This is a genomic window from Pollutimonas rozaliensis, assembly GCF_048751585.1.
Classification (GTDB): Bacteria; Pseudomonadota; Gammaproteobacteria; order Burkholderiales; family Burkholderiaceae_B.
On record NZ_JAZHOB010000007.1, the window covers coordinates 204,004 to 227,261 of the forward strand.

Here is a 23,258-nt window from a genome sequence, read left to right on the forward strand (position 1 = left end):
TGTGTGGGAGTCGGGTCAGCCGGCGGATTCGCCGGTCTTGCCCGGGGTCGCCTTCTTGCGCGGCGCAAGGACCATGACCATTTGACGGCCTTCCAGTTTGGGCATGGCTTCGACCTGGCAGAGTTCGACGAGGTCGTCGCGCACGCGCTCGAGCACGCGCATGCCCAGCTCCTGGTGAGCCATTTCGCGGCCGCGGAAGCGCAGGGTCACTTTGGCCTTGTCGCCTTCCTCGATGAAGCGGCGCAGATTGCGCAGCTTGACCTGGTAGTCGCCTTCATCGGTTCCGGGACGGAATTTGACTTCCTTGACCTGGATGATTTTTTGCTTGGCGCGAGCTTCTTGCTGGCGTTTTTGTTCTTGATACTTGAACTTGCCGTAATCCATCAGGCGGCAAACTGGCGGCTCTGCATTGGGTGCAATTTCGACCAGATCCACTTCGTTCTGTTCTGACAGGTGGAGAGCATCGGAGGTTTTAACCACCCCTAGCTGCTCGCCATCTACTCCAATAAGTCGCACCTCGGGGACGCGGATTTCACCATTGATGCGATGTGGTTTTTCGGTTGCGATGTCTAAGACTCCTAGAATTGATAAAAAAATCAGGCCTGTCCGGCTTCCCCGCCATTATGACGGGAATCGATTTCGTTTTGCAGGCGCGCGGTAAAGTCGTTCAACGGCATCACGCCCAGATCGACACCGCCACGCCCGCGTACCGCCACTTGGCCGGTTTCGCGTTCTTTTTCGCCCACCACCAGAATGTACGGTATTTTTTGCATACTGTGTTCACGGATTTTACGGGTGATTTTTTCACCACGCAAATCGGAACCGGCTCTAAACCCTTGTTTTTTCAGGCTTAGGGCGATTTCCTCGGCATAAGACGCCGAGGCTTCGGAAATGCAGCACACCACCGCGTGCTCGGGAGAGAGCCAGGCCGGCATGGCGCCGGCATGGTTCTCGATCAGCATGCCGATAAAGCGCTCCAGCGAACCCAGGATGGCCCGATGCAGCATGACCGGCGTCTTGCGCTGGTCGGCGGCATCCACGTATTCGGCGCCCAGGCGCTGCGGCATGGAGAAATCGACCTGTATCGTGCCGCATTGCCAATGCCTCCCGATGGCGTCCTTCAAGGTGTATTCCACCTTCGGGCCATAGAATGCGCCCTCTCCGGGGGACACCTCGTACTTGCAGCCCGTACGGTCCAGGCTTTCCATGAGCGCCTGCTCGGCCTTGTCCCAGACCTCGTCCGAGCCTATGCGCTTGTCGGGGCGGGTGGCGACCTTATACAGAATCTCGGTGAACCCGAAGTCGGCGTACACCTTCTGCAGCAAGGCCGTGAATGCCGCGCATTCATCCTGCAACTGATCCTCGGTGCAGAAAATGTGGCCATCGTCCTGAGTGAAACCGCGCACGCGCATCATGCCGTGCAGCGAGCCCGAAGGTTCGTTGCGGTGGCATTGCCCGAACTCTCCATAGCGTATCGGCAGTTCGCGGTAGGAATGCAGTCCCGCATTGAATATCTGCACATGGCCGGGACAGTTCATGGGCTTCAAGCCATAGGTGCGGTTCTCGGACTCGGTGGTGAACATGTTCTCGGCGTAGTTGTCCCAGTGGCCGGTTTTCTTCCACAGCGACAAGTCCAGAATCTGCGGCGCCTTGACTTCCTGATATCCGTTTTGCTGGTAGACCGTACGCATGTACTGTTCAACCTGTTGCCACAGGGTCCAGCCTTTTGGATGCCAGAAGATCAGGCCCGGCGCCTCTTCCTGGAAGTGGAACAGGTCCAGCTCGCGGCCCAGCTTGCGGTGATCGCGCCGCTCGGCTTCTTCCAGCATGGTCAGGTAGGCGGCCTGTTCTTCCTTGGTCGCCCAGGCCGTGCCATAGATGCGCTGAAGCATCTCGTTCTTGCTGTCGCCGCGCCAATAGGCGCCGGCCACCTTCATCAGCTTGAATACCTTGAGCTTGCCCGTGGAAGGGACATGAGGACCGCGGCACAGGTCGATGAAGTCGCCTTCGCGATACAGACTGATGGGCTCGTTGGATGGAATCGACGCAATGATCTCGGCCTTGTAATGCTCGCCTATGCCCTTGAAATACTCGACGGCATCATCGCGCAGCCATTCTTCGCGGCTTACGGTTTCGTCCTTCCTGGCCAGCTCGGCCATCTTCTTTTCGACGGCTTCCAGGTCCTCGGGCGTGAAAGGCCTTTTATAGGAGAAGTCGTAATAGAAGCCGTTTTCGATGACCGGGCCTATCGTGACCTGCGCATCGGGAAACAAGGATTTGACGGCATAGGCCAGCAAATGAGCCGTCGAGTGGCGGATCAGATCCAGGCCATCGGGGTCCTTGGCCGTAATGATGGCCAGTTGGCTGTCCCGCTCCATGACGAAACTGGTGTCGACCAGCCGGGGTTCCGCGCCATCCACCGCGACACGTCCGGCCAGCGCGGCGCGCCCCAGGCCGGTGCCTATGGAATGCGCAACATCGCTGACGGAAACGGGACCGGGAAATTCGCGCTGCGAACCATCGGGCAAAGTGATCTGAACCATAAAGACATCCTGAAAATGCAAAAACGCGGCCAGTGCCGCGTTTTGGGTATGTTGATTTTGCTGGTCAGCTGAAAAACAGTACGCGGCGACGTCTAGAAATGCCAGGTCGTAGTTCGCGTAGAGTCCATGCTTGTATCGGCTATCATCAAATAATAATTCGTTGCTTCAGTGTAACACCTGCGGGCAATCCGGCGGTCCCAGCCACCTGGAAATAACGCTATCCACCCGTCATGGCACGGCGGTATGTTGCAAAAAAACCCCTTATCTCCAACCGAACGCGCATGAAAAACCCGCAAGGCATCACGCATTGCGGGTTTTCGGTATTTGGTAGGCAGTACTGGATTCGAACCAGCGACCTCTACGATGTCAACGTAGCGCTCTAACCAACTGAGCTAACCGCCTAGAAAGAACGAGATTCTAGCGTACTTGTTTCAGGTTTGTCAAAAGCGGCCCGAACATGCCGACCCGGCGCTTGCCGCCGCATTCTTTTCGCAGGGCCGGCGCGGGCATGCCGCTTGCTGGCCCATTGCGGTTACAACTGAACGATAGGTGGGTGGATGCCCAGAACCTCTTCCCTTGCCATCGCGCCTTCCAGCCTGGACGAGGCGCGCGGCAGCATGCAGGTGCTGTACTGGGCGGTACGTGGCGAAACCTTGAAACGCGCATCGCCCTTGTCCTCTGAAGACCAATGCATACAGTCCATGCCGGAGGCCAGCCCGACCAAATGGCATCTGGCGCATACGAGCTGGTTTTTCGACGCCATGCTGCTGCGCCCTCACCTGCCTGGGTATCGGCCGTTCGACGAGCGCTATTACTATCTCTTCAACTCCTATTACGACGCTCTGGGCGCCCATCTGCCTCGGGCTCAGCGCGGGCTGCTCAGTCGCCCCGCCCTGGACGAGGTGTACGCCTACCGCCGCCACGTCGACACGAGTATGGAGCAATTGATGGAGCAGTCGGACTCCCGTCTTTGGACGCGCCTGCGCCCGCTGGTCATGCTGGGCCTGAACCATGAGCAGCAGCACCAGGAGCTGCTGCTGACCGATATCGTTCACGCCCTGTGGCGCAATCCCTTGCAGCCCGCCTACCAGGCGCCCACCGGCGATGTTCATGATGAATCGGACAAGGCCTGCGAGCCGCCGCAATGGATAGACTTTCCGGGCGGCCTCGCATCCATCGGGTACGAGGCGGGCGGGCAAGACCTGTTCGGATTCGATAATGAAACCCCGCGGCACACGACGCTGCTGCAGCCCTACCGCCTATGCAACCGGCTGCTGACTTGCGGCGAATACGCCGACTTCATCGCCGACGGAGGCTATCGAAATCCGCAACTATGGCTGTCCGACGGATGGGCCATGGTACAGGAACAGGGCTGGCGGGCGCCCATCTATTGGTCCACGCCGAAGGGATCTTCCCCGCGGGATTGGCGGATATACGGCTTGCATGGCGCCCTTCCCTTCAAGCCCTCCGACCCGGTGATCAACCTGAGCTTCTATGAGGCGGCTGCCTATGCGGAATGGGCCGGTGCACGCTTGCCCACCGAGTTCGAGTGGGAAGCGGCCGCGGCCGATCCAAGAATAGGCCAGACACTGGGCGAGGCCTGGCAATGGACCCGCTCGTCTTACGACCCCTACCCCGGCTTTCGTCCAGCCCAGGGTGCGACAAGCGAGTACAACGGCAAGTTCATGGTGGGCCAGATGGTGCTGCGCGGCAGCAGCCGGGCCACGCCTTCGAGCCACGCGCGCATCACCTACCGCAATTTCTTTCCTCCCGCCGCCCGCTGGCAGTTTGCCGGGCTGCGGCTGGCCAAGGACGGTAAACAATGACGCCGTCCCAGGCCTTGCGTAAATCGATGCCGTCAGCCAGTGGCCAGGCGGAGGCAAACGGCGACTTTTTCAGGGACATGAGCCATGCACTGGCCTTGCGGCCTCATCGACTGTCGCCCAAGCACTTCTATGATGAAAAAGGATCGGCGCTCTTTGACCGTATCTGCGAACTGCCCGAATACTACCCCACCCGGACCGAACTGGCCCTGCTTGCCCGCCATGCCGCCGAGATCGCACGGCGGATGGGGCCAGGCGCGGAGATCATCGAATTCGGCGCCGGCTCGTTGAAGAAAATCCGCCTGCTGCTCGATGCCCTTGAACGGCCGGCGCGCTATCTGCCAATCGACATTTCCAGCGCGCACCTGGCTGCGTCGGCGGCGCAGCTCAAGGCCGATTACCCCGGCCTGGCGCTGCGCCCCATTGCGGCCGACTACACCGAAGCCATATCATGGCCCAAGGAAGCATTCAGCGCGGGTCGCCGTTTCGGATTTTTTCCCGGCTCAACCCTGGGCAACCTGGACCCGCCAGAAGCCCTGGGTTTCCTGCGGCAAGCCCGGCGGCTGCTGCGCGGCGGCGCTCTGCTGCTGGGCGTGGACCTGATCAAGGATCCATCCATCCTGCATGCCGCCTACAACGACAGCGCCGGCATTACGGCCGCCTTCAATCTGAATTTGCTGGCGCGTGCCAATCGCGAGCTGGGCGCGAATTTCGATATCGGGCAGTACGCCCATTACGCCTTCTACAATGCGCCGCTGCAGCGCGTGGAAATGCACTTGATGAGCAAGCGCACGCAAGAGATCGGCATGGGATCGGAATGTTATGTGTTGAACGAGGGGGAAACGCTGCATACCGAGTGTTCGTACAAATATACGCTGCAAGGCTTGCGGTCCATGGCCAGGCAAGCGGGTTTCCGGCCGACAGCGGCCTGGACGGACGAAGCGGATTTATTCAGCCTGCACTGGCTTGAAGCACCCGGATAAACACCGGCCGATTGCCTTGCATGAAAATCCGCCTTGGCGCCCGGATTTCCTCAAGTTACCGCTTGCGCAACGGCATTCACATCGTAGTCTTGCCGATCGAGTATGCGGGCCAGCGTATCGACCGCGTCCCATACATCCACAAAGCGAAGGTACAGGGGCGTGAATCCGAAGCGCATGATGTGCGGCTCGCGGTAGTCGCCGATGACGCCTTTTTCGATCAGCGCCTGGACAATGGCGTAGCCATGCGGGTGGCTGAAGCTGACGTGGCTGCCTCGTTGCGCATGCTCGCGCGGCGTGACCAGCGTCAGCGGATGAGCCGCGCAACGGCGTTCGGCCAGATCGATGAACAGGTCGGTCAGGGCCAGCGATTTCTTGCGCAGCGCCCGCATGTCGGTCCGCGCAAAAAGGTCCAGACCGCACTCCACCAGCGCCAGCGACACGGTGGGTTGCGTGCCGCACAAGGCGCTGCGTATGGTGGGGCAAGGCTGGAAGCCGGCCTGCATGGCGAAGGGCCTGGCGTGCCCCCACCAGCCCGACAGGGGATGCGAGAATCGCGGCAACAGGCGAGGCGCCACCCAGATGAAAGCCGGAGCGCCCGGCCCGCCGTTAAGGTATTTATAGGTGCATCCCACAGCGAAATCGGCATCGGCGCCGGCAAGATCCACCGGCACCGCACCGGCCGAGTGCGCCAGGTCCCAAACCGTCAGCGCGCCTTGTTCATGGGCATGGCGGGTCACCGCGCGCATGTCGAGCAGGCGGCCGCTGCGATAGTTGACATGCGTCAGCATGACCACCGCCACATCGGCATCGATGGCGGATGGCAATTCATCGGGGGCGTCGACGAGCCTTAATTGGTAGCCGCGATCCAGCCATTTGGCCAGCCCTTGCGCGATATACAGGTCGGTCGGGAAATTGCCGCGCTCGGAAACGATGACCTTGCGCCGCGCCGATGAGTCTTGCCCGGCCTGGATGTTCAAGGCGGCGGCAAGCGCCTTGAACAGATTGATGGAGGTCGAATCGCTGACCACGACTTCGCCTGGTCCCGCGCCGATAAGCGGCGCCAGTTTATCGCCCAGCTTGACGGGAAGATCGAACCAGCCGGCCTTGTTCCAGCTGCGGATAAGGTCTACGCCCCATTCCTGTTCAACGACTTGGCGGGCACGATCGAGCGCGGCCCTGGGTCGCGCCCCCAGCGAATTTCCATCCAGATAGATCACATCTTCCGGCAGGACGAATTCGTTTCTGAGCGAGGCCAGGCCATCGTTCTGGTCCATGGCCAGGCAAGCTTCACGGTTCGTCATCGAACCCTCCTTCGAGCGGTCGTTGCACCGAAGTATTATAGGCTTAAAGGTTTTCCGATGCCGCGCGCAGCGCCTGCATGAAAGCGCCTATTTTTTCGGCCGATTTGATTCCCGGCGCGGTCTCTACTCCGCTGCTGACATCGACCGCATAAGGCCTGACTTCCCGGACAAGCTGTCCGAGGGATTCGGGCTTGAGTCCGCCGGCCAGCACCATGGGCCTGCTGTCGGTCGCTGCCCGCACATCGCGCAGCAAGCTGGAATCGAAAGCAAGCCCGCTGCCGCCATAGCCAGCGCTATAGCTGTCGAACAGCCATGCGCTGGCCGACGCATAAGGCCGGCACGCATCCAGGACCGCCGATGGCGTGTCCAGCCCCGGCCCGCCCACGCGAAACGCCCGCAGGTAACGCCGCCCGAAACTTTCACAATACTGGGGAGTCTCGTCTCCGTGAAACTGCAGCAGGTCGGGCTGCACCTGCTCGATGACGGCGCGCACGTCGGCTTCAGGCGCGTTGACGAACAAAGCCGTGACGCTGATGAAGGCCGGCACGGACTGCCGCAGCAGGCGCGCCCGCTGGATATCGACGCAGCGTTTGCTGGCGCCGTAGAACACGAAGCCAATGGCATCGGCCCCGGCTTGCGCCGCGGCATCGATATCTTCAAGTCGCGTCAAGCCGCAAATCTTGACGCGGGTGCGTAGCGATGGAGTCATCCTGAATATTTCATGCTATTTGAACGCGGCGCCGGCATCGCCCATTCCGCCGCCGTCGCCGCCGTAGGAATCGGAGCCGTAAGCGTTGCTGGTGCCAAACTGCACGGTGGAGGGATCCACGCCCGTGCCTTCGTGTTTGTAGTGCGTGACCATGCCGGGGAATATCATGACGGCGGCCACCATAAGTATTTGTATGCAGATGAACGGCACCGAACCCCAGTAGATCTGGCCGGTGGTGACCTTGGGAATCAGTTTGCCGGTCACACGGTCATGATAATCCTCTTTGGGGGCCACGGATCGCAAATAGAACAGGGCGAAGCCGAAAGGCGGATGCATGAAGGACGTTTGCATGTTTACCGCAAGCAGCACGCCGAACCAGATAAGGTCTATGCCCATCTTGTCGGCCACGGGCCCTAGCAGCGGAATGATGATGAAGGCCAGTTCGAAGAAATCCAGGAAAAAGGCCAGGAAGAAGGTCAGCACGCTGACCACGATCAAGAAGCCCCATTCACCGCCAGGCAGTCCTATCAGCAGGTGCTCCACCCAAAGATCGCCGTTCACGCCCCGGAAGCTCAGGCTGAATACCGTCGAACCCACCAGGATGAAAACCACGAAGCAGGACAGCTTGGTGGTGGTATCCATGGCTTGTTTGAGCAAGGCAAAGGAGAAGCGACCGCGCGAGACCGCCATGACCAGCGCGCCGACCGCGCCCATGGCACCGCCTTCGGTGGGCGTTGCCACGCCGATGAAGATGGTGCCCAGCACCAGGAAGATCAAAAACAGCGGCGGAATCATGACGAAGGTGACGCGCTCGGCGATTTCGGACAGCAGGCCCAATCGCAGCACTTTATTGGCCAGCGCGATCACCAGCGCGGTGATGCCCCAGGCCATCAGGCTGATCACCACGCGTTCGTCGATGGGTACCTGCGTATGCTCGCTGAAATAATGCTGAGTGGCGAAATACGACACCGTGGAGGCGATGATGGTCAGCACCAGCAGCGAGCGCAAGCCCCGGCTGCCATCGGGCTTGACATAGATGCGGGCCTCTTCGGGCAGCGCGGGAGCGCTGGAGGGCCGGATGAAGGAAACGGCAACAACATAGGCGATGTAGGAGCTCGCCAGCAGCAGTCCCGGTATCATCGCGCCCCGGTACATGTCGCCGATGGAACGGCCCAGTTGGTCGGCCAGGATGATGAGGACCAGCGAAGGAGGAATGATTTGCGACAAAGTGCCCGACGCCGCGATCACTCCCGTGGCCAGCCTGCGATCGTAGCCGTAGCGCAGCATGATGGGCAGCGAGATAAGCCCCATGGAAATCACCGATGCGGAGACCACGCCGGTGGTGGCGGCCAGCATGGCGCCCACCAGCACCACGGCAATCGCCAGGCCCCCGCGGATGGGACCGAACAACTGTCCCACCGTTTCGAGAAGGTCTTCGGCCATGCCCGAACGTTCGAGTATGAGGCCCATAAGCGTGAAGAAAGGCACGGCCAGCAAGGTATCGTTGGCCACGATGCCGAAGACGCGCTGCGGCAAGGCCTGGAACAAGGCCGGCTGCATGAGGCCCAGGTCGATGGCGACCAGCCCGTACAGGATGCCGTTGGCGGCCAGGGAAAACGCGACGGGAAAACCCAGAAGCAAGAACACGATCAGGTTGATGAACATGATCGGGGCCAGGTTATCGACAAAAAACTCCATGATTAACGGCCCTTGCTTGCTGTGTTGTTGTTATTGGCGGCTTCGGAGGCGTCCAACTGCGCCTGCCGCAGGATTTCTTCCGCCAGTTCTTCTTCGGCTGTCCTGGCATGCTGACGAGCTAGCGGGTCGGGACATGCGCCCCGCAAAAAACCCACGCACTTTATCAGGTGAGAGAACCCGGCCAGGATAAGCAGGAAAAATCCGACCGGTATGAGCAGCTTGGCGGGCCAGCGGATAAGTCCGCCGGTATTCGAGGACAGCTCGTGCAGCACGAAGGATTCATAGAAAAAAGGCAGCGACAGCCAGAAAATAAGCATGCAGGCCGGGAACAGGAAAAACAGGATGCCGAATATTTCTATCTTTATCTGGGTGCGCTTGGAGAATTTCTGGGACAGGACATCGACCCGGACGTGCTCGTTGCGCAAGAAGGTATAGCCGGCCGCAAGCAGAAATATGGCGCCGAACAGATACCATTGCAATTCGAGCCAGGCATTGGAGCTTACGCTGAATACCTTGCGCACCACGGCGTTGGTGGCGCTGACCAGGACCACCAGCAGGGTCAGCCAGATAACGGCTTGCCCGACCCGGACATTGATGGCGTCAATTGCTTTCGATAAGGACAGAAGGAATTTCATGGGTCCCACTAAACTAGGGGTAATGATGATGCCCGGCAAATCACGCGGGGGCGCCGATGTCTGAGGGGCGGATGTCGGCTTGCGCATGCGGGATGTATCAGGCGGAAACGGATGAATTCTATACGATAGCGGCCTGCTTTACTCTCGGTATAAGCCCCCGGTCATCCCGGGCGGCGATACGCCCAGATGTGAAAACAATGCCATGGCGGGGTCGGCGATGGGCAGTGAAAAGCCGGAAGGGTACTCCACCTGCGCCAGATACAGGCCGTCCGGCGCGAACGTCGGCGCGGCCCGGCGGCGGTCGCGCTGGGCAAGCAATTCGTCCATCCAGGCGGCTTCCTGGCGGCCCTGCCCGACATACAGAAGGGCACCCATAATATTGCGCACCATATGATGCAGAAAGGCATTCGCCTTGAAGGTGAACAGGAAATAATCGCCATGCCGCACTATGTCAAGCTGGCTTAAAGTCCGAACGGGGCTGGCCGCCTGGCACTGCGACGAGCGGAAGCTGCTGAAGTCATGCTCGCCCACCAGTTTGGCGGCGGCCCGGCGCATGCGCGCGAGGTCCAGCGCATGATAGACCCAGCCCACCCTGCCGTGCATCAACGGCGAACGCTGCCGGGCATTTCGCACCACATAGATGTAGCTGCGCGACAGCGCAGAAAAACGGGCATGGAATTCGTCCGGCACGGCTTGCGCCCACTGCACGGCAATGCTGTCCGGCAGCAAGGCGTTAAGGCCCCTTACCCACGATTCCTCGCGTCTTTCAACAGGGGTATCCAGGTGCACAACCTGTCCCAGCGCATGCACGCCGGTGTCCGTGCGTCCCGCGCAAATGGTGCCGGTGGGCCGCGCCAGAAAGCGGCCCAGCGCCGATTCAAGCGTATCCTGAACCGTGTGCCCGCCGCGCTGGGTTTGCCAGCCTAGCCATTGAGAGCCTTCGTAGACTATGCCTAACGCCACGCGCGGCATAATTCGGGCCCTAGCTTCTGCCTGAACGAGAGCCTGGGGACGGGTCCTGCTCCAGATCGAGATTGATCTGCTCGAGCTTTTCCTTGACCATGGTCTCGGTAATGACGCCGTGATTATCGTCGTCGCGTCCGGTATTGGCGCGGCGCAATAGCCAGGCGATGATCAACACAATGAATGCCAGTATGCCGGTGATGACACCCAGCATATGCTCTTGAAACCACGACACGGTCTGTCCCGCCTTTGTTGTATCGGTTTGCGCCGCTCCATTCGCACCGTCGGTGCCGGCCGAAGCGCCGTTGTTCGTATTACCCGCGGCGCCCGGCCCTGCGCCGGCCGCGTTTCCTGCCTTATCGCCCGACGAGCCGCTATCCGCCGAAGCTCCTGCCTGGCCGCCAGTTGCGGCGCCCGGCGAGGCCTTGCCGTCCGCCGGAGCGCCCGGTTGCGGGCCGGCCGGCGGACTGGCCGTTGCCGCAGGCCCGCCTTGGCCCGATCCGGCCGGAGCGGCAGCGCCATTGTCAGCCGAAGACGAACCGTCCGTTGCAGCGCTTATGCCGTTGCCCTTATCGCCTTCGCTCTTGCCGCCGGCGGATTCCGCAGCCGCCTGGGAACCGGCCTGGCCAGTCGAAGACCCGTTCGCCGCGCCATTTTCCGTATTTACCGCGCTATCCGCCCCGCTGCCCTCTTGGGCAGCGTTATTTGAAGCGCCATTGCCCGTACCGGAGCCCGGCCCCGCCTGCCCTTCCGATGAAGTGCCGGCCGCGCCGCCGCTCTTGCCCTTATCGGCCGCCGCATCGGGCTGGTTCGCCGTGGAGGTGCCGGACGAGGACCCAGTTACCGCGTCGGCCGCATCGGACAACGTCTGCCCCAGGCCCTTGGCGCCGCCAATGACGAGGTCCGTCGCGGCTCCGCCCTGGGATTGCAGTGCCTGGCTTAGATGTTTGACGTTCTCTTCGAGCTGCGAAACCCGCTGCTCGGAATCTTGTATGCCTTTACGGGTGGCGACGCGATCGTCGGCCCGCGCGGCGGCATCGCCCGCGGCCCCCGTGGAACCCGAGCCGCCAGCCGCGGCGTTGGCCGTCCGCCCGCTCTGGGCGGCCTGGCTGCTACCCGACAGGCGCAATTGATCTTGCGGTCCCTGTGCGGGCTCTTGCCTCGAAGGCTGGCTGGCCGCCGATACCGTGCCCGACGCGGCTGCGCCGGCTTCCTGTCCAACTGCGGGCGTGCTGCCCGCCAGGCGTTGACGATACAAGGCAAAGGCCTGCGCCTGCTTCTGGAAGATGCGGCGGGCTTCCTTGTCGGAAATGGCCGTGAGAGCGGCCATACCAGGCATGGAAAGCGTGGCGCCGGCCTTGACCAGATTGACGTTGTTCTGGATGAAAGCCTGCGGGTTGGCTCGCTGAAGAGCGATCATCATCTGATAGACGCTTACGCCGGGGACCGCATTGCGCAACGCAATGGCGAACATCGTGTCGCCCGGCTTGACGTGGATGGACTTTTGCGGAACCTGCTGAATGCCGTCTTGCCCCCCCGCGGATTGGCCGGAGGCGCGCAAAGCCGAACTGCGCTGCGCGGCCAGGGATTGCGGTCCGGCCTGGGTCAGCAGGCTGACCTGATAGCGCTGCTGGCCGGAGGCGGTGCGCACATCCAGCAGCAAATCGGCCACCGGACGGTCGAAGACCTGGCTGGAGCGCAATTGCAAGACCTTGGTGCCCGGTGTGTAGCCGTCGATCAGCCGCAGTTGCAAGGAGGCGAGATCGACTGGCGGAACCAGTCCGGCCTGCTTCCAATCGGCCGCCGGTGCCGGCCTTACGGCCAGCGAGCGCAAGTCGTCGGGGCTGAGCTGGGTGATGGGCACATCGATGCGCAGGGGCTGGCCCAGCGCGGATACGACGCGCGAATGCCCGAAGCTTGCCGCATACGATGTGGAGCATGCCAGCAATGCCGCCGCCAGTGCCCCGACCAAAGGTTTAGTATTTACGACTAACGCAGAAGACGACGACACACAGCGGGACATATGCATTTTTAGAGTTCACCCAAAGTAATCCGCAACATGCGGCGCAGCGGTTCGGCCGCCCCCCATAGTAGCTGATCTCCTACCGTAAAAGCACTTAGATATTCCGGCCCCATGGACATCTTGCGTAGGCGGCCGACAGGAATATCCAGTGTGCCGGTCACGGCAACCGGGGTCAGTTGCTTCATGGTGGCGTCGCGTTCGTTGGGAATGACTTTGGCCCATTTGGAGCCTTCGCGCAAAATGCCGGTGATCTCGTCCAGCGGAATGTCGCGCTTGAGCTTGATGGTCAGCGCCTGGCTGTGGCAGCGCATGGCGCCGATACGCACGCACAAGCCATCGATAGGCGTCGCGGCGGTGCCGAAGGATTCCCCCCGTCCCAAGATCTTGTTGGTTTCAGCCTGGGCTTTCCATTCCTCGCGCGATACGCCGTTACCCAGATCCTTGTCGATCCAGGGAATCAGGTTGCCGCCCAGCGGAACGCCGAACTGCTGCTGGGGCAGGCCGGGATCCTGCTGCGCCTGCAAGACGCCCCTATCGATTTCCAGGATGGCGGAGGCTGGATCGTCCAGCAGGTGCTTGACCGAGCTGTTGAGCAGGCCGAATTGGGTGAGCAGTTCGCGCATGTGCTGCGCCCCGCCGCCCGACGCCGCCTGGTAGGTCATGCTGCTCATCCACTGGATCAGGTCCTGATTGAACAAGCCAGCCAGACCCATGAGCATGCAGCTTACCGTGCAATTGCCGCCAATGTAGTTCTTGACGCCGCGCTTCAGGGCGGCATCGATCACCGGACGGTTGACCGGGTCGAGCACGATGATGGCGTCATCGGCCATGCGCAGCGTGCTGGCCGCGTCGATCCAGATGCCGTTCCAGCCGGCGGCGCGCAGCTTGGGGTACACGGCCGTGGTGTAGTCGCCGCCTTGGGCGGTAAGAATGATGGGAAGCTTTTTCAGCGCTTCGATGTCGTAGGCGTCTTGCAAGGCGCCCGCGCCGTCCGCCCAGGCGGGAGCCGCCCCGCCCGCATTGCTGGTGGAAAAGAACACCGGCTGGAAAAGGGAAAAATCATTCTCGTCGCGCATGCGCTGCATGAGGACGGAACCCACCATGCCGCGCCAACCGACTAAACCTACTGCTTGGCTCATGTTAAGTCGCTTAAATAAAAATAAAGTAAAAAATCAAGTCCTGAAATATTATTTTAATGCTTTCAGGACGGCGTCGCCCATTTCGCTGGTGGAAACCTTGGTCGTGCCGCTTTCATAGATGTCCGCGGTACGCAAACCCTGCTCCAGAACAGCCTGGACGGCGGCCTCGATGCGGGCGGCCTGGGCGGCTTGGTCCAGCGAATAGCGCAACAGCATGGCGGCCGACAAAATGGTCGCCAGCGGATTGGCCACGTTCTTGCCGGCGATATCGGGCGCCGAGCCGTGGCTGGGCTCGTATAGACCTTGATTGGACGCATTGAGCGAGGCCGAGGGCAGCATGCCTATGGAGCCGGTCAGCATGGCGGCTTCGTCGGACAGGATGTCGCCGAACAGATTGCCCGTGACGATGACGTCGAATTCCTTGGGAGCGCGCACCAATTGCATGGCGGCATTGTCCACATACATGTGGGACAGCTGAACATCGCTGTATTCGCTCGCCACGTCTATCATGATGTCGCGCCAGAACTGCGATGTTTCCAGCACATTGGCCTTGTCCACGCTGCACAGCCGCTTGCCGCGCTTTTGCGCCGCCTGGAATGCGACATGCGCAATCCGGCGAACCTCGGACTCGGCGTAATGCATGGTGTCATAACCCTGGCGCTGGCCCTTGAACGGCCCTTCCGACACCTCGCGCACGCCGCGCGGCTGGCCGAAATAAATGTCGCCGGTCAGTTCACGCACAATCAGGATGTCCAGGCCCGCGACCACCTCGGGCTTCAGGGACGAGGCATTGGCCAGTTGGGGATACAAAATGGCCGGGCGCAGATTGGCAAACAGGCCCAGCGCCTTGCGCAGGCCCAGGATGGCCTGTTCGGGACGCAATTCACGCGGCAGGCTGTCGTACTGCCAGTCGCCCACGGCGCCGAACAGGATGGCCGCCGAGTTCTTGGCCAGATCCAGCGTGGCTGGCGGCAGCGGATGCCCTTGCGCGGCATAGGCGGCGCCGCCCACGGGCGCGGTTTGCGCATCGAGGTCCAGGCCCAGGGCGCCCAGCACCCGCAGGGCCTGTTCAGTGATCTCGGGGCCGATTCCGTCGCCTGGCAATACTGCAATCTTGTAAGTCATGGATTTTCCTGAATAAGTGTTGTGCATGGCTCTGGCTCATACACAGAAAAAGGGCTGCGTTGCCGCGGCCCTTGTCGATATCAATGAAGCCCGGCGGGCACCGGGCGGTCCTTAGGCGATGGGACGCGCTTCCAGCCATGGATGGCGCGCCAGCCGTTCGGCCTCGAAAGCCCGGATAACGTCGGCTTTTTGCAGCGTAAGCCCGATTTCGTCCAGCCCGTTGAGCAGGCAGTGCTTGCGAAAGGGTTCGATATCGAATGCCAGTTCGCGGTCGTCTTGTGCGATGACCACTTGGCGCTCCAGATCGATGCGCAGCTTGTAGCCGGCAAAGGCCTTCACTTCATCGAACAGCCGCGCCACCTGCAGTTCGGGCAGCACGATGGGCAGCAAACCGTTCTTGAAGCTGTTATTGAAAAAGATGTCGGCGTAGGACGGCGCGATAATGGCGCGAAAGCCGTACTGCGTCAAAGCCCAGGGCGCATGCTCGCGGCTGGAGCCGCAGCCGAAATTCTTGCGGGCCAGCAAAATGGATGCGCCCTGGTAGCGCGGCTGATTGAGCACGAAATCGGGATTCAGCGGACGCTTGGAATTGTCCATGCCCGGCTCGCCGTGATCCAGATAGCGCAGCTCGTCGAACAGGTTGGGGCCAAAGCCCGTACGCTGAATGGACTTCAGGAATTGCTTGGGAATGATCAGATCGGTGTCGACGTTTTCACGGTCCAGCGGCGCGACCAGGCCATGATGGGTGGTGAATGCTTGCATGATGGCTTCCTATCGAAAATTTCGTACATCAACAAAATGGCCCGCGATGGCGGCTGCCGCGGCCATGGCCGGGCTGACCAGATGCGTGCGTCCGCCCTGGCCCTGGCGGCCTTCGAAATTCCGGTTCGAGGTCGACGCGCAGCGTTCGCCCGGTTCCAGGCGATCGGCATTCATGGCCAGGCACATCGAGCAACCAGGCTCGCGCCATTCGAAACCAGCTTCCAGGAATATCTTGTCCAGGCCCTCTTGTTCGGCTTGCCGCTTGACCAGGCCCGAACCGGGCACCACCATGGCCTGCTTGACCGACGAGGCCACGCGCTTGCCGCGCGCCACCACGGCGGCGGCGCGCAGGTCTTCAATACGCGCATTGGTACAGGAACCGATGAAGATGCGATCCACCTTGATATCGGTAAGCGGCGTATTGGGCTTCAGGCCCATGTACTGCAGGGCGCGTTCCATGCCGCCGCGGCGCACGTCGTCTTTTTCCTTGTCGGGATCGGGTACGCGCCCTTCCACGGACAAGACCATTTCAGGCGAAGTGCCCCATGACACCTGGGGGCTTATTTCGCGGGCATTGATCTCGACCACCCGGTCGAACTTGGCGCCCGGATCGGAATGCAGGGTGCTCCAGTACTGCACGGCCTGATCCCACAAGGCGCCGGATGGCGCATACGGGCGGCCGCGGAAGTAATCGATGGTCTTCTGATCGACGGCCACCATGCCCGAACGGGCGCCCGCTTCGATGGCCATATTGCAGACCGTCATGCGTCCTTCCACCGACAAGGCCCGCACCGTGCTGCCGCCGAACTCGATGGCATAGCCCGTGCCGCCGGCCGTGCCTATCTTTCCGATGACATACAGGACCAGGTCCTTGGCCGTGCAGCCGAAAGGCAATTCGCCTTCGACCTTGATCAGCATGTTCTTGTTCTTTTTCATGAGCAGCGTCTGGGTGGCCAGCACGTGCTCGACCTCGGAGGTGCCGATGCCGAAAGCCAGCGTGCCCAGCGCGCCGTGAGTGCTGGTGTGGGAGTCGCCGCAAACCACCGTCATGCCCGGCAGGGTCGCGCCCTGCTCGGGACCGATGATGTGCACGATGCCCTGGCGCAAGTCGTTCATGCGGAATTCGGTAATGCCGTATTTTTCGCAATTGGCGTCCAGCGTATCGACCTGCAGGCGCGAAATGGGGTCTTGTATGCCTTGATTGCGGTCCGTGGTCGGCACATTATGGTCGGCCACGGCCAGATTGGCTCCGATCCGCCATGGCTTGCGCCCGGCCAGAGTCAGGCCTTCGAACGCCTGAGGGCTGGTGACTTCGTGAACCAGATGACGGTCGATATACAGCAAACAGGTGCCGTCCGACTCTTGATGCACAACGTGCGCATCCCAAAGTTTGTCGTACAGGGTTTGTGCCATGGTGAGCCCTTAGGAGAAGTAAACGGAAAAGCCTTGGATCAATTATGCCACCTTGTTAACCCGGTACAAGACAAGTGCTTATACTGGTATACACAGTGACACCTTGTAGGCTGGCTGTGCGTTATGATTGGCTCGGCAAGAATCCGTTTATAGGATAAAGATCGCAACAAGCATGTCGAATCCATCCTACGGTACGAACCAGGACAGCAGTACGGCGGTAAAGTAGGTGATCATATTAACTACCACCACTTCACACTCAAAAGAAATGCAGTGCAAGGGACAAAACCCGATGAGTAAAAAGACCAGGATCGACACCCTTACCATCAAAGGCTTCAAATCGATCAGGAATTTAAACACCCTTAATCTGGGCGCACTGAATGTATTGCTCGGTGCCAACGGAGCCGGGAAGAGTAGTTTTGTGTCTTATTTCAGCATGCTCAACCAAATGATGGAGCAACGTCTACAGAAATGGACTACTCAACAGGGTTCCGCGGACCGTATCGTCAGTTTTGGCATAAAAGAAACAGACAAAGTCGAATCATTCATTACATTCGGCTTGAATGGCTACAAGTTTGAACTAGAGACAACAGTCGATGGCGATTTCGTATTCACGAATGAAAAACTCTTCTTCGACGGCCCGTATTATGGGGAAAGCTGGGTCAATCTGGGCAGCGGACACACAGAATCCAAGCTGAAAGACTATTACCTATCAAAAAACCTCAGTGCCTCATGGAAAAATGACACTGCAGCCTATTGCTATGAATCGATTTCAAGTTGGAAGGTTTTCCATTTCCATGACACCAGCGATCAAGCTGGCGTTAAAAGATATGGGCCGGCACATATCAATAAACACCTTAGCCCAGACGCATCCAACTTAGCGGCTTATCTATACCGGCTGCTTAATGAAGAGCCGGACATCTACAACGAAATTCGCAAAACCATCCAGCTTGCAATTCCTTTTTTTGATGATTTCCGTCTCCAGCCTGTTGCCCTGAAAACCCAGGAGGAAGTCATCAACTTGACTTGGCGGCAAAAAGACAGCGATTATATTTTTTGGCCCAGCCAGTTGTCGGATGGCTCAATTCGCTTTATATGTCTAGTCGCGGCCCTGCTGCAACCCGATCCTCCTTCAACCATCATTATTGACGAACCGGAATTGGGTTTGCATCCCTACGCCATTACTTTGCTAGGTTCGTTGCTGCGTTCGGCCTCGACCCGCATGCAAGTCATTGTTTCCACGCAATCCGTACCGCTGGTAAACGAGTTCTCCGTCGATGAACTCATCATCGTTGATCGTAAAGACGGCGATACCGTTTTTCAACGCCTGGAAGAAGCTGAATTCGAAACTTGGCTGGAAGACTATTCCATCGGTGAGCTTTGGGAGAAGAATATCTTCGGTGGGAGGCCGCGCAGATGATACGCGTTCATGTTATTTGCGAAGGCCAGACTGAAGAGATGTTTATCAAAGAAGTGCTTGCAGAGTCTTTAGAGAAGAAAAATATCTATTTGAACCCTGCCCTCATCGGAAAACCGGGACACAAAGGAGGTAATTTTCGTTTCCAACGCTTATTAACGGACGTAAGAAACCGATTATTGGGTGACCAGCAAGCCTATTGCACTACATTCTTCGACTTTTACGGACTTCCAGAAGAGTTTCCCGGCAAGATGGAAGCGAGAACCAAGAGCTCGATGAATGAAAAAGCGGATGCTCTGCTGACTGCCATGACGGCTCAATTGCAAGAAAAGTTGGGGTCAAAAGCAATGCGCCGTTTTATTCCATACATTCAAATGTATGAATTCGAAGGCTTGTTATTTAGCGCTCCGAATCACCTTGCGTTGGGTATCAACCAACCTGCTTTAGAGGGGCAGTTCCAGCGCATTCGTAATGCTTTTGATACACCCGAAGACATCAACGACAGCCCCAACACAGCTCCCGGAAAGCGCATTCAGGCCTTGTACAAAGGATATGAGAAGCCTTTACACGGGTCGCTGGCCGCTATTGAGATTGGTGTGGCCACCATCCGAGCCGAATGCCCACGTTTTGATCACTGGCTAAAACGTATCGAAACCTTGGGTAAGATAGAGCCGAAGGAACAGTAGTCTTCCAATTATCCGGCCTTGCCGCCCCCGGGCAACAGGCCTTGCGTGCGCAATTCCGCCAGCGCTTGCGCGAAGGCCCGGGCATTGCGGGCGGCCTCGGGGGCCGGCATGCCCTGCTTATACAGGGCGGAGCCCAGGCCGAAGCCGTTCGCGCCGGCACGCAGGTAATCGGCCATGGTGTCCGGCCGTATGCTCCCCACAGGCAATAAGCGATGATTCAAGGGCAGGACCGCGCGCCAGGCCTTGACCACGGACGGCGCAATCTGCTCCGCCGGATAAAGCTTAAGGGCGTCGGCGCCGTTGGCCAGCGCGGCGAAGGCCTCGGTCGGCGTCGCCACCCCCGGTACGCACAGCAAGCCCGACTGCTTGGCCTGGCGCACGACCGCGGGATCGCTGTGCGGCATCAGCACCAGCTTGCCGCCCGCCTGCGCGATCGCCATGGCGTCGACCGGCGACATGACGGTCCCCCCGCCCACCAGCAGATCGGGAAACCTGTCGGCCAGTAGCGCTATGCTGTCCAGCGGGCGCGGCGAATTCAAGGGCACTTCAAGAATGCGGAAGCCGGCCTCCACCACGCCTTCGGCCACGGACACCACCTCTTCGGGGGTGACGCCGCGGAAAATGGCGATCAGCGGGAATTCGTCCAGATAAGCGTCTATTTGCATCTTCATTCCAGTAAAGGATTGCGCGCTTGCGCCGTCAGGCCGTCAGGCCCAGATGGCGCGCTATGGCCAGCATGCCAAGATAGCTTGCCTGTTCAGGACAGCCCGAGCCCGTCAGCCCGAAAACGGAAAGCGCCTCTTGGTAGCGCTCGAGCAATACCGGCTTGCACACCAGGTGGATATGCTGCGGCGCATCAGCTTCCAGCAAGGCAAGAGCCTCGCGGATTTCCTCTCCGATCAGCAGGCCGGACAGGTAGTCCGGAGCAAGTTCGCTGGCCAGCCCTCCAAGCAGGCTTCGCGCCCGCACGGAAAACAGATTGTGCAGCAAGGCGCCCTCGGCCGCCAGCGCGCAGCCGGCGGAAAAACCGGCCCGCCCTTCCTCCCATGAAACCGGAGGACCCTGGGGCATGGTGCGCGACAGGATGGAATGCTGCCTGAGCAAGGCGAAGACCTCGCCGGTCATATAGGTATGGAAATCGCGGATGCGGCGGTTTTCCACCTGCACCCATTTGCTGTGCGTGCCAGGCAGGACAAAGATCCCGTTGTCGACCCCCAGGGCGTCCAATGCGCCGAAAACCTGGGTTTCCTCGCCCCGCATCACGTCGGGCGCGCCGCCGGCATGCCGGGTGGACAAGCCTGGCACGAAACCGATGGAACCGCCATTCCTGGCGGACCAGACCAGCCCCTGGCCCAATTCCTGGAATCCTGCCGGACACGGCAGGTACGGCGTCTCGCGCCAGCCCTGGCGGCTGCCCGCCATGCCCGCCGCCATCACCGCCGCCTGGGGATGGTCCCGCAGCCATGCGCCCGCCACCCTATCGAACACCGCCTGGAAATCCTGTCCGGCCACGGCCATGATGCCGTCGTCCGTATCGGCCTGAGCGACGATGTTGCCCTGGCCGTCCATCAAGGCGGCGCGCAGCGATGTGGTGCCCCAATCCAGGGCGATCAAATGCGTGGCGTGGGACATTTCAATTGGCGACCTTCATGTTGCTGCGCTCCACAAATCGACCGGCTCTTGCAGCGATGGTTTTATCACGGCCGACGAAAGCAAGACGGCCATTCACCCAGACTTGTTCGATTCCCTGGCTGAACTGGGCCGGTTCGGCATAGGTGGCCAGGTCGCGCACCTTGTCCGGGTCCAGGACGACCACGTCCGCAAAATAGCCGGGCTTCAGAAAGCCGCGCCCGCCAAGGCCGAAGCGTCTTGCCGACATGCCTGTCATTTTATGGATGGCCTGCGCCATGGGCAAGGTTCCCTTGATACGCCAGTATTGATCCAGCACCCGGGGGAAGGCGCCCCACAGGCGGGGATGCGGATGCGTGTCATGCGGCAGGCCATCGGACCCGATCATGGACAGCGGATGCGTCACCACGCGATCGACGTCATCCTGGCGCATCTGGAAATAGCAGGCGCCGCCCGGCTGCAGCCGCTGGCAGGCCTGCTTCTGCGTGATGCCCCAAAGCGCGGCAACATCCTTCAGATAGCGGCCTATCATTTCCGGGTGCGCTTCGCTGCCGGTTATCAGGATATCGATCACGCCATCCACCAGGTCTTCCCGCAGGACGGTGGAGCCCGCCGTATACGGATACACGTCCATGGCTATCGGCTGTTCGCGCGCAAGACGCTCGATTAGCGGCAGGGTCTCGTCCGTGCGGCCCCAGTTCTCCGGTCCCGCGCACTTGTGATGCGAAAGCACCAGCGGGGCGCCGGCCATGCGCGCCGTCAGGGCCGCTTCCTCGATGGCCTGGACGATGCCGCGCAATTCGTCCCGCACATGGGTGGCATAAACCCCGCCGTGCCCGGCCACGACCTTGACCAGCGCGGAAAGCTCGTTGATATCGGCCGCATATGCCTGCCGGTAGAACACGCCGGAGGACATGCCCAGGGCGCCCGCGCGCATGGCGTCGTCCAGCATCCGGCTCATGGCGGCCGTCTCGGCGGCCGAAGCCGGCCTGTCCAGATTGTCCATGGCATGCATGCGCAAGGCGGTGTGGCCGATCAGGGCAGCCACGTTGACGCCGGGCGGGGACTGGTCTATGGCCTGGCGATAAGCCCGCAGCGATTCGAAGCGGAACTGCCGGGCGCCCAGCAGGGACAAGGGGGCCGCCGGCCTGTCGGTCACGATGGGCACCAGCGAAATACCGCAGTTTCCAGTAACCACCGTGGTAACGCCCTGCGACAGCTTGGGCAGCATGTCGGGATGGTCGAGGACGACGGCGTCATCATGCGTATGGACATCGATGAAACCCGGAGCGATCACCATGCCGGTGCAATCGTGGATGACGCGGTCTGCCGCCCCGGCCGATTCCGACGGCAAGAGAGGAGGAGCCCCCGAGGGCAGGACGGCCAGCAATCTGCCGCCCTGTATCCAGACGTCGCCCGGCGCTCCATCGGCCGCCGACCCGTCATACACCATTCCGTTGCGCAGTACATCGATACGGCCGGCTCCGCCATCCGCTTGCGTCAAACTCATAACAACCTTTGAACTCAATAAATATCCGTATGCAGCGCGCTGTCTATGCCATGCTGCTCAAGCACCTGTTTGATCTGCTTCAGTTTCTCGATGGTGTCGGGTCCCAGCTTCTGCGCAACGCACACCGTCAATATCTCGATCACCAGTAAATGGGCCAGATAGGCCTCGGTGCTGACCCTCATGACGGCATCCTGCGGCACCGACACGGCTATCGTCAGGTCGGCCTTCACCGCCAGGGGCGTGCCGGCCTGAGTCAATGCCACCACCGTGGCCCCTCGGCTCTTGGCCAGCTGCGCGGCCTCCAGCACAAAAGGCATGCTGCCCACATGCGAAATGACGAAAGCGATCCCTTTCTCGTCCAGGGAACTGGCCGAGATCAACTGCTGATGAGGATCGGAGAATGCATTGGCATTGATTCCCAGGCGGAACAAACGGGTTTGCAGTTCCTGGGACATGAAGGCCGAGGTGGCGCCGACCGAATAGCAATCGACGCGGCTGGCGTCGACGATTTTCCGCGCCACCCCGTCCAGGACGTCCACGTCCAGATGGCGGCCCAGTTCGGCGAGCGAGGAAATCGCGCTGCGCACGATTTTGCTGACCACGTCGGGTGATGAATCGCCGATCGAAACGCTGCGATGAAAATGGTGGTTCGACACCGCCAGGTCCTGGGCCAGCGCCACCATGAAGTCGCGAAAACTGCCGTAGCCGAAGTGCCGGAAAGTCCGTATGACGGAGGGCATCGATACCTGGGCCGCTGTGGCAATCTGTTCTATCGTGCCATTCACGATGGCGGCGGGATCTTTAAGAATGACCAGCAGGACGCGCTGCTGCGCCTTGGATACATGTTCCAGCGCCTCGTGCAACTGGCGCAGCAAGCCGGAAGAAGAAGATGGCGTTGCCAT

Annotated in this window: 20 protein-coding genes and 1 tRNA gene; 4 read left to right on the plus strand and 17 right to left on the minus strand. The window is 60.5% G+C overall.

From position 1 onward, the window contains the following. Positions 1 to 15 precede the first annotated feature (15 nt). The 3 genes from infC to V0R37_RS14595 all read right to left on the minus strand — a co-directional run bounded on the left by infC (position 16) and on the right by V0R37_RS14595 (position 2,945). Positions 16 to 585: a translation initiation factor IF-3 gene (gene infC / locus V0R37_RS14585; protein ID WP_420375340.1), complete on the minus strand. Its 570-nt coding sequence runs from the start codon at positions 583 to 585 to the stop codon at positions 16 to 18. 11 nt (positions 586 to 596) lie between these two features. Continuing rightward, the gene (gene thrS / locus V0R37_RS14590; protein WP_420375210.1) at positions 597 to 2,543 is read right to left on the minus strand and encodes a threonine--tRNA ligase; all 1,947 of its coding nucleotides are present in this window, start codon (positions 2,541 to 2,543) and stop codon (positions 597 to 599) included. Between the two features lie 325 nt (positions 2,544 to 2,868). After that, positions 2,869 to 2,945, minus strand: a tRNA-Val gene (locus V0R37_RS14595). Positions 2,946 to 3,100: 155 nt separating this feature from the next. Here V0R37_RS14595 and egtB point away from each other — a divergent pair. Together egtB and egtD are read left to right on the plus strand one after the other, a co-directional pair. Then, positions 3,101 to 4,369, plus strand: coding sequence for an ergothioneine biosynthesis protein EgtB (gene egtB / locus V0R37_RS14600; RefSeq protein ID WP_420375211.1), 1,269 nt, complete (start codon positions 3,101 to 3,103; stop codon positions 4,367 to 4,369). Next, a complete protein-coding gene (egtD, locus tag V0R37_RS14605) occupies positions 4,366 to 5,349 on the plus strand; it encodes an L-histidine N(alpha)-methyltransferase (RefSeq protein WP_420375212.1) in 984 nt (327 codons plus the stop codon). The genes egtB and egtD overlap by 4 nt, the downstream gene beginning before the upstream one ends. A gap of 50 nt (positions 5,350 to 5,399) precedes the next feature. Here egtD and kynU read toward each other — a convergent pair whose 3' ends face one another. The 10 genes from kynU to leuC all read right to left on the minus strand — a co-directional run bounded on the left by kynU (position 5,400) and on the right by leuC (position 17,117). Further along, on the minus strand, positions 5,400 to 6,650 hold the full coding sequence (gene kynU / locus V0R37_RS14610) for a kynureninase (RefSeq protein ID WP_420375213.1): 1,251 nt from the start codon (positions 6,648 to 6,650) through the stop codon (positions 5,400 to 5,402). A 43-nt stretch (positions 6,651 to 6,693) separates the two neighbouring features. Beyond that, positions 6,694 to 7,359, minus strand: a complete 666-nt coding sequence (locus tag V0R37_RS14615) for a phosphoribosylanthranilate isomerase (RefSeq protein ID WP_420375214.1) — start codon at positions 7,357 to 7,359, stop codon at positions 6,694 to 6,696. A gap of 15 nt (positions 7,360 to 7,374) precedes the next feature. Beyond that, positions 7,375 to 9,057 (minus strand): TRAP transporter large permease, encoded by a 1,683-nt coding sequence (locus V0R37_RS14620; RefSeq protein ID WP_420375215.1) that lies wholly within the window; start codon positions 9,055 to 9,057, stop codon positions 7,375 to 7,377. 2 nt (positions 9,058 to 9,059) lie between these two features. Beyond that, on the minus strand, positions 9,060 to 9,692 hold the full coding sequence (locus tag V0R37_RS14625) for a TRAP transporter small permease subunit (protein WP_420375216.1): 633 nt from the start codon (positions 9,690 to 9,692) through the stop codon (positions 9,060 to 9,062). 138 nt (positions 9,693 to 9,830) lie between these two features. Continuing rightward, positions 9,831 to 10,664 carry a tRNA pseudouridine(38-40) synthase TruA gene (gene truA, locus V0R37_RS14630; RefSeq protein WP_420375217.1) on the minus strand — a complete coding sequence of 278 codons (834 nt, stop codon included), beginning with the start codon at positions 10,662 to 10,664 and terminating at the stop codon, positions 9,831 to 9,833. A gap of 10 nt (positions 10,665 to 10,674) precedes the next feature. Continuing rightward, positions 10,675 to 12,627: a FimV/HubP family polar landmark protein gene (locus tag V0R37_RS14635; RefSeq protein WP_420375218.1), complete on the minus strand. Its 1,953-nt coding sequence runs from the start codon at positions 12,625 to 12,627 to the stop codon at positions 10,675 to 10,677. A gap of 59 nt (positions 12,628 to 12,686) precedes the next feature. Beyond that, positions 12,687 to 13,817, minus strand: coding sequence for an aspartate-semialdehyde dehydrogenase (gene asd / locus V0R37_RS14640; RefSeq protein ID WP_420375219.1), 1,131 nt, complete (start codon positions 13,815 to 13,817; stop codon positions 12,687 to 12,689). A 48-nt stretch (positions 13,818 to 13,865) separates the two neighbouring features. Next, positions 13,866 to 14,942, minus strand: coding sequence for a 3-isopropylmalate dehydrogenase (gene leuB, locus V0R37_RS14645; protein ID WP_420375220.1), 1,077 nt, complete (start codon positions 14,940 to 14,942; stop codon positions 13,866 to 13,868). Between the two features lie 111 nt (positions 14,943 to 15,053). Then, positions 15,054 to 15,704, minus strand: coding sequence for a 3-isopropylmalate dehydratase small subunit (leuD, locus tag V0R37_RS14650; protein ID WP_420375221.1), 651 nt, complete (start codon positions 15,702 to 15,704; stop codon positions 15,054 to 15,056). 9 nt (positions 15,705 to 15,713) lie between these two features. Further along, positions 15,714 to 17,117, minus strand: a complete 1,404-nt coding sequence (gene leuC, locus V0R37_RS14655) for a 3-isopropylmalate dehydratase large subunit (RefSeq protein ID WP_420375222.1) — start codon at positions 17,115 to 17,117, stop codon at positions 15,714 to 15,716. Positions 17,118 to 17,406: 289 nt separating this feature from the next. On the opposite strand from leuC, the gene V0R37_RS14660 reads away from it, so the two are divergent. Both V0R37_RS14660 and V0R37_RS14665 read left to right on the plus strand, forming a co-directional pair. Continuing rightward, the gene (locus tag V0R37_RS14660) at positions 17,407 to 18,534 is read left to right on the plus strand and encodes an AAA family ATPase (protein ID WP_420375223.1); all 1,128 of its coding nucleotides are present in this window, start codon (positions 17,407 to 17,409) and stop codon (positions 18,532 to 18,534) included. Further along, positions 18,531 to 19,217, plus strand: a complete 687-nt coding sequence (locus V0R37_RS14665) for a DUF4276 family protein (protein ID WP_420375224.1) — start codon at positions 18,531 to 18,533, stop codon at positions 19,215 to 19,217. The genes V0R37_RS14660 and V0R37_RS14665 overlap by 4 nt, the downstream gene beginning before the upstream one ends. Positions 19,218 to 19,225: 8 nt before the next feature. Here the strand turns inward: V0R37_RS14665 and V0R37_RS14670 are convergent, their stop codons facing one another. The 4 genes from V0R37_RS14670 to V0R37_RS14685 are packed head-to-tail and all read right to left on the minus strand — an operon-like array spanning position 19,226 to position 23,258. After that, positions 19,226 to 19,882, minus strand: coding sequence for a 2-dehydro-3-deoxy-6-phosphogalactonate aldolase (locus tag V0R37_RS14670; protein ID WP_420375225.1), 657 nt, complete (start codon positions 19,880 to 19,882; stop codon positions 19,226 to 19,228). Between the two features lie 34 nt (positions 19,883 to 19,916). Next, positions 19,917 to 20,849, minus strand: a complete 933-nt coding sequence (locus V0R37_RS14675) for a 2-dehydro-3-deoxygalactonokinase (protein ID WP_420375226.1) — start codon at positions 20,847 to 20,849, stop codon at positions 19,917 to 19,919. A gap of 1 nt (position 20,850) precedes the next feature. Beyond that, positions 20,851 to 22,356 (minus strand): N-acyl-D-amino-acid deacylase family protein, encoded by a 1,506-nt coding sequence (locus V0R37_RS14680; protein WP_420375227.1) that lies wholly within the window; start codon positions 22,354 to 22,356, stop codon positions 20,851 to 20,853. Between the two features lie 14 nt (positions 22,357 to 22,370). Beyond that, positions 22,371 to 23,258 carry a MurR/RpiR family transcriptional regulator gene (locus tag V0R37_RS14685; RefSeq protein ID WP_420375228.1) on the minus strand — a complete coding sequence of 296 codons (888 nt, stop codon included), beginning with the start codon at positions 23,256 to 23,258 and terminating at the stop codon, positions 22,371 to 22,373.

Bases quoted from the DNA above. Each gene is read 5' to 3' on its own strand.
- thrS (WP_420375210.1), bottom strand. From the start codon at position 2,543: ATGGTTCAGATCACTTTGCCCGATGGTTCGCAGCGCGAATTTCCCGGT.
- egtB (WP_420375211.1), top strand. From the start codon at position 3,101: ATGCCCAGAACCTCTTCCCTTGCCATCGCGCCTTCCAGCCTGGACGAG.
- egtD (WP_420375212.1), top strand. From the start codon at position 4,366: ATGACGCCGTCCCAGGCCTTGCGTAAATCGATGCCGTCAGCCAGTGGC.
- kynU (WP_420375213.1), bottom strand. From the start codon at position 6,650: ATGACGAACCGTGAAGCTTGCCTGGCCATGGACCAGAACGATGGCCTG.
- V0R37_RS14615 (WP_420375214.1), bottom strand. From the start codon at position 7,359: ATGACTCCATCGCTACGCACCCGCGTCAAGATTTGCGGCTTGACGCGA.
- V0R37_RS14620 (WP_420375215.1), bottom strand. From the start codon at position 9,057: ATGGAGTTTTTTGTCGATAACCTGGCCCCGATCATGTTCATCAACCTG.
- V0R37_RS14625 (WP_420375216.1), bottom strand. From the start codon at position 9,692: ATGAAATTCCTTCTGTCCTTATCGAAAGCAATTGACGCCATCAATGTC.
- truA (WP_420375217.1), bottom strand. From the start codon at position 10,664: ATGCCGCGCGTGGCGTTAGGCATAGTCTACGAAGGCTCTCAATGGCTA.
- asd (WP_420375219.1), bottom strand. From the start codon at position 13,817: ATGAGCCAAGCAGTAGGTTTAGTCGGTTGGCGCGGCATGGTGGGTTCC.
- leuB (WP_420375220.1), bottom strand. From the start codon at position 14,942: ATGACTTACAAGATTGCAGTATTGCCAGGCGACGGAATCGGCCCCGAG.
- leuD (WP_420375221.1), bottom strand. From the start codon at position 15,704: ATGCAAGCATTCACCACCCATCATGGCCTGGTCGCGCCGCTGGACCGT.
- leuC (WP_420375222.1), bottom strand. From the start codon at position 17,117: ATGGCACAAACCCTGTACGACAAACTTTGGGATGCGCACGTTGTGCAT.
- V0R37_RS14660 (WP_420375223.1), top strand. From the start codon at position 17,407: ATGAGTAAAAAGACCAGGATCGACACCCTTACCATCAAAGGCTTCAAA.
- V0R37_RS14665 (WP_420375224.1), top strand. From the start codon at position 18,531: ATGATACGCGTTCATGTTATTTGCGAAGGCCAGACTGAAGAGATGTTT.
- V0R37_RS14670 (WP_420375225.1), bottom strand. From the start codon at position 19,882: ATGCAAATAGACGCTTATCTGGACGAATTCCCGCTGATCGCCATTTTC.
- V0R37_RS14675 (WP_420375226.1), bottom strand. From the start codon at position 20,849: ATGTCCCACGCCACGCATTTGATCGCCCTGGATTGGGGCACCACATCG.
- V0R37_RS14680 (WP_420375227.1), bottom strand. From the start codon at position 22,356: ATGAGTTTGACGCAAGCGGATGGCGGAGCCGGCCGTATCGATGTACTG.
- V0R37_RS14685 (WP_420375228.1), bottom strand. From the start codon at position 23,258: ATGGCAACGCCATCTTCTTCTTCCGGCTTGCTGCGCCAGTTGCACGAG.